Raw genomic sequence first — 1650 nt, forward strand, 5'->3', positions numbered from 1 at the left:
AACTAATTAGCTCAGTACCAATTCGGTGCTGGGCTTTTTTTGTCGGCGTTCAGGGTCGACGCGTTGCGTCGAGGCATGGGACTGGGGGATTTCTCTGACAAAGATGACCCACGGGACACGCCCAACCGCGAGCACTGCCCGTGGCTCCCTTGCCGGTCGCATGCACCAAACTGGAAACTTGGGGTTTTGGCGCATAGACGGGCAGCGGTCGGGTCGGGCTTCTTTGTCCCGTGGGTCATCGCGCCGAAATCCCCCAGCCCCATGCCAGCGGCCGAGATGTTCTAATCTAGCTAAGATAGTCATACACAAAAAAATGTGTGAACTGTGCGGTATGTTGATGGTATTTCAACCCAAGGCTGGTGTAGCAGATGAGATATTTTGAATTAAGTGAGTTAGCCATATATCATCGGTCAAATGTGCGAACAGTTCATCCATTTGTGTTTTGATGGATGGTAATCAAATGATTAGAGTAGCTCTCGGCTGCTGGCATGTGGGTGGGGGATTGGCGTAGCGATGACAGTGGGGAACTCACAAGTTCGGCCGACCGCCGGTTAGATAAGGCGATCGGAACCAGACCCTTAGCACAATTATTTGGGTGCTAGCCGGTGCTCGCGCCGGCGGAGTTTCCCAGCTGTCATCTTTGTCGAAGCCAATCTCCCACCCGCATGCTTCGTCGCAACGCGACGACCAATGTCATGCCCGACAGGATTCAAAAAGAACGCACACAATCAGGGCCTAGAGTGTGTTAAAATAATTATTAGCACCATTGGCTGTATCAGCCGATGAAGACCAAGAGGGAATAGGTAAATATGGCTAATCCATTACGTAAAATAATTGAAAGTGATAAGGGAACAATGCGTCGCTTGAACCGCACTGCGGATCAAGTTGAGACGTTTGCCGATGAAATGGCAGCCCTTTCTGATGAAGAACTACAAGCAAAGACGCCATACTTCCGTGAGCTATTGCAAAACGGCAAGACTTTGGACGATATTTTGCCTGAAGCCTTTGCGGTTGTCCGCGAAGGTGCACGCCGTGTATTGGGCTTGTACCCATTCCGTGTGCAAATCATGGGTTCTGCCGTTTTGCACGGTGGAAACATTGCCGAAATGCGTACCGGTGAAGGTAAGACTTTGACGGCCACGATGGCGGTTTATTTGAATGCGTTGCCACAAGAAGGTGTTCACGTTGTCACGGTTAACGAGTACTTGTCTGCTCGTGACGGTGAGGAAATGGGTGAATTGTACAAGTGGCTTGGTTTGACGGTTGGTATCAACGGGTCAGAAATGTCACCTGATGAGAAGCGTGCCGCCTACAACGCTGATATTACATATACGACTAACTCGGAAATTGGGTTTGATTACTTGCGTGACAACATGGTTGCCCGTAAGGAAGACCGTGTGCAACGTCCATTGAACTTTGCGTTGGTCGATGAAACTGACTCAATCTTGATTGACGAGGCGCGTACACCGTTGATTATCTCTGGTGCGCCTGCCCAAGAGAGTACGCAATTGTACATTCGAGCAGATCGTTTTGTTAAGTCTTTGACGAAGGAAGAAGACTTTACGGTCGACGAAGAATCAAAGACGGTTTTGCTACAAGATGAAGGTATCAAGAAGGCTGAGCGTTACTTTAACTTGGACAACTTGTACG

The 1650-nt window shown here is 49.5% G+C and carries 1 pseudogene; it reads left to right on the forward strand.

The annotated features are described in order from the left end of the window. Positions 1 to 809: 809 nt before the first annotated feature. Positions 810 to 1650 (forward strand): annotated as a pseudogene (locus WEIDD23_RS14430) (preprotein translocase subunit SecA); the annotation flags it as partial.

Source organism: Weissella sp. DD23, assembly GCF_001579105.1.
GTDB lineage: Bacteria > Bacillota > Bacilli > Lactobacillales > Lactobacillaceae > Weissella > Weissella cibaria.